The organism is Vibrio sp. 10N.222.48.A3, from assembly GCF_041475345.1.
Lineage (GTDB): Bacteria > Pseudomonadota > Gammaproteobacteria > Enterobacterales > Vibrionaceae > Vibrio > Vibrio tasmaniensis_A.
This window is the reverse complement of the sequence record NZ_JBFRVX010000468.1, coordinates 1-3,982: the sequence shown is the minus strand read 5'-3', so window position 1 is coordinate 3,982 and position 3,982 is coordinate 1. Positions and strand designations below refer to the sequence as shown.

6 protein-coding genes are annotated in these 3,982 nt (G+C 45.4%); all 6 read right to left on the bottom strand.

Translation table 11 applies throughout. The annotated features are described in order from the left end of the window. On the bottom strand, positions 1-929 hold a 929-nt coding region (locus tag AB4653_RS14010; RefSeq protein WP_372104473.1), incomplete at its 3' end, for a histidine kinase dimerization/phospho-acceptor domain-containing protein. A 66-nt stretch (positions 930-995) separates the two neighbouring features. Next, positions 996-1,727, bottom strand: a complete 732-nt coding sequence (locus tag AB4653_RS14005) for a response regulator transcription factor (RefSeq protein WP_012600504.1) — start codon at positions 1,725-1,727, stop codon at positions 996-998. Between the two features lie 82 nt (positions 1,728-1,809). After that, complete coding sequence (locus AB4653_RS14000; RefSeq protein ID WP_012600503.1) at positions 1,810-2,490, bottom strand: spondin domain-containing protein; 681 nt, start codon at positions 2,488-2,490, stop codon at positions 1,810-1,812. Positions 2,491-2,499: 9 nt separating this feature from the next. Beyond that, complete coding sequence (locus tag AB4653_RS13995) at positions 2,500-3,183, bottom strand: spondin domain-containing protein (protein WP_102258328.1); 684 nt, start codon at positions 3,181-3,183, stop codon at positions 2,500-2,502. Further along, a complete protein-coding gene (locus AB4653_RS13990) occupies positions 3,149-3,316 on the bottom strand; it encodes a hypothetical protein (protein ID WP_012600501.1) in 168 nt (55 codons plus the stop codon). The genes AB4653_RS13995 and AB4653_RS13990 overlap by 35 nt, the downstream gene beginning before the upstream one ends. Before the next feature lie 253 nt (positions 3,317-3,569). After that, positions 3,570-3,911, bottom strand: coding sequence for a YggL family protein (locus tag AB4653_RS13985; protein WP_004731398.1), 342 nt, complete (start codon positions 3,909-3,911; stop codon positions 3,570-3,572). Positions 3,912-3,982: the final 71 nt, after the last annotated feature.

Below are 3,982 nucleotides of genomic sequence, written 5' to 3'. Positions count from 1 at the left end.
GAATGGAGCTGTTCAGACAACTTGTTGCCATTGCGGTAAGCGACGTCAATCAACGGGTCTGACTTCGGATTTTGAATCTTCCACGTTTCTAGGTAGCCAAGAACACTCGATAATGGCGTTTTCAAATCATGACTGAGCTGTAATAAGCTTTGTCTTCGGTGTGATGACTGATACTCAAGCTGCAAAAACTGTTGTTGGATGTGTTTCGCCATCAATTGATAAGAACGTGCAATGGGCACCAATTCTGGCACTTGATGGACAAAGTTAGGTTCCAATCTAAAATCTTGCTCAGCTTGTTGCTGCAATTTATTGGTTACCGCCTCTATTGGGTTCAACAGACTGCGTTTCACTAGCAGATAGGCCCCAACCGCAAAGCCAAAAATAGAAACCAGCACAAGCCCTGCAAGTGCGATGTATGGTGTATCAACCTGAGAGTTGGTGATCACAGTATGGCGATTACTTCCTATCACCACATACAAATAACCCACCGTCGACCCTAGCTCTTCAATCGCCGCCACAGAAAATACTTTAGGAGAGCCTGGGTTGATCGGGTCTTCGCCCAAAATAGGATAAGGCTCGTCATTTAAGAACTGTTGAATGGGCGCTAGATCTATCTGATTGGCTAACACAGTACCTTCCGGCGCCGCATTGGTGGTGATATTGCCCTGACTATCGAGAAAATAGATATCGAAATCAGGCCCTATCAACATCAAGGTATGGAATATAGATTTGAGTGCTTTGGGGTTGTAGTCGGTACCAATCATGAGAGGATTATCATCGCGCATATGAACCGCGAGCTCTTTATGTAAGCTCTGCTTCGTTCTTTGTTCTATGGTCTCTTTTTGCCAATGATAAGTGTAAGCAATCACCACACTTACCACCAAAAACCACAAACTTGTGAACAGCACTAAACGCGATTTGAAACTCATGTTCTCTCCTCGATGGCTCGTAGGTCTTACTGGCTTTTTAGTAAACTTAGGGCGCGACACATAGACCTAAGCTTTTGACTCAAACTTATAGCCAACCCCCCAAACGGTTTTAATGAAATCATCATCACTATTCGGCATCGCAAGCTTGGTTCTTAGACGGTTGACCGTGCTGCACACAGTATGGTGGTAGCCAGAGTGATGAGTATTCCAAACGTGATCGAGCAGCTCGTCTTTGCTATACACACGCCCCGGGCGGGTTGCTAAGAAGTGAAGTAAGGTAAACTCGGTAGCAGTCAGCGGTACGTCTTGATTATTGAGTGACACCTGATGGCGTTCAGGTTGAATAATGAGCCCGCCAAAATTCATAATTGATTCTGTTGTCATAGCCTCTTGAGTGACTGATTCAACATGGCTTAAACGGCGTAGTACGTTCCTCACTCTTGCTTGAAATTCAAGAACACTGAAGGGTTTCGTTATGTAGTCATCAACACCGGCTTCTAAACCTGACACCTTATCTAGCTCAGCATCCCTTGCTGTTAGCATGAGTACCGGTGTCCAATCTTCTTTCTGACGGATCATCCGACAAAAATCGAGTCCATCACCATCAGGTAAACCTCGATCGAGCACGACTAGATCAAACTGACCATCCAGGTATAGATCCTGTGCTTTTTCAATCGTATTGGCTCTTTCGACATTATGGCCTTGGAACTTAAGATGCATCTGCACCAGTTCAGCTAGGTCATCATCGTCTTCAACCAACAACATGTTTGCCATCAAATTTACCGCAGCACTATTCATGATCCCTGCTCTATTCGGAGTCTGCCTACCTTTCAATTGACCGGAACAGAGCAGGAATTCTTTCATCGTGCTTTCAACCCTATTATTCAGTTCGAGTAATGGTGATTCTTGCTCCTGGGTTGAGGAAACGATGGTTAGCACTTAAAGCAGACGTCGTAAGGCCGTCATCTTGGCTGATTACGCCAGAGTGGAAACTCACTACATCGGTGTCGTCTCGTGTGGTATTAAAACCCTCACCACCGCCTGCAGGCCCTGGAATGGTTGCAGCAAGCTCGTCGTTCAATTCCGTTCCTGAGTCCCACACATTCATGTTCATCACAAAGGTATCACCCACGGCTAATGACTTAAGCGACAAACCGGATTCACCAACAAACGCATCATTGGTGTTCACCAACATGGAAGCAACTGAGATATACCCTTCTTGATTTGGGTCAACACGAATAGACACCGTGTCTTGCTCACCTGAAAGAATCAGCCCATTGCCTGAGATGCCTTGATAAACATTGGCGTCACTGTCACTGAGCGCAAGCAATTGTGCATTACTGCCTCCTTCCGCTAAGTATTCCAGATCGACAGAGGCACTTTGCCCAACTTCAAACAGGTCAAAATTCGTATTGTGAGTCAATACCGCGAGGGGCGACATAGGTTGATTGGGGGTGAGGTTAGTCACACTCACATCATAGCGATAGTAATCGTCGTCATCGTCCGGACAACCTGCTAACACAGCTACTGATGCAGCGATAAATAGAATTCTAGCTTTCATACATCCCCCTTACTTCACAACAATGGTGATAGTAGCAACAGGGTTTAACCAACGATGACTGCTACTATCGAGGTCGCTGATTCCGCCAGCCGCGTCACTATCACCAATGTTGCCCGGATGAATATGAACCTTAGCGTTTGAGACTGCAGTTTCAACTCCAGTACCACCAGCACCAAAGGTAATAAATGGCGGGGTTGGCATGCTGCCCGCTAGCTCATCATTGGCTTCTGTGCCTGCGTCATAGCCATTGAGGGTCGCTTTATAGGTGCCCGCTTGAGTTGGGATTTTCCAACTGTCTAAGCCAACAAAGCCGTCGTTGGTTGGCAGCAGCATGGCACCCAATGACAAGTAAGCTAAATCACCGGTGTCGATATCAAACGTAGTTGCGACGCCCGGATTAAGAATACCGGTGGCTGGGTTTTCAACCACCACACCACCCGCGTTTGCAATCAAACTCGATAGACCTGAAATATCGCCACCTTCGGCCATCGATTCCAATTCCGCAGAAGCACTCTCACCCGTTCTAAACATGAACAAGCTGGAGTCATGAGCGGCTGCCAAGATAGGCGTAAAGTAGATCCCTTTCGTTGCGTTGGTAACGGTCACCTCAAGCTCTGCAGCCTGAACCTGAGCCGCTCCGAAGGCCAACATAGCCGAGCTAATCACTAAGCTGATTTGAGTACGTTTGTTCATTTTGATTCCATCCTTTATCGAGTCCTATCGTTGCCAACAAAACGAATAACAGCGATATACCGTTACCTTTGCCAGAACGAACTGTGGTGTTGTTGACTCTAAGAATGGCGATCAAATCTATCAGCAACTTCATTGAATTCTCATAAAACTCTCACAAGTTTATTCAAACTTATTACTATCCAGAAATATAGTTCTAAGAGACTGATATATAGTTAGAAACTCTCGTTCTAGAAATGAGAGTTAGACAAGGAATCATGGTTCAAGAATAGTGCAGACCAAACGCAAAAGGCCCAATCGACATACCGACTGGGCCTTTTATCTGATGTGTCAAAGTTCTCTCACGAAAGCTCAATCGATTTCAGCTGAGCGAACCATACACCACCAAATTAGAATGCGTAGTTTGCGTCAACAAGTTCGCTTACTTCAACTTTGCTTACTTCTGCGCGAGCTTCAAGCCACTGCGCTACTTGCAGTTGCTCTGCTTCTGTCACTGAACGGTAGCGCTCAATAGAACATAAGAAACCTTCGAACAGCTCTAAACCACCGCCACCAAAGCACAGGCCGATGCTGTCGATAAAATCGATAAATTCATCGATGAACACATCGTATTGGTCAAAATCAGCAATCGAAGTCGTGCAGCTTACTTCAAAACCTAGAATAGCGAATTCACCTAGGTATAACTTCTTGCGTAGGCGGCGATTTTTGTTTTCGATTTTATCTAATTTCATAACTGTCTCTCTTTTCGTTTGATAAAGCATTTATACACAGTTCTTCGTTAATTCCCAAGAGTTTTGTATTG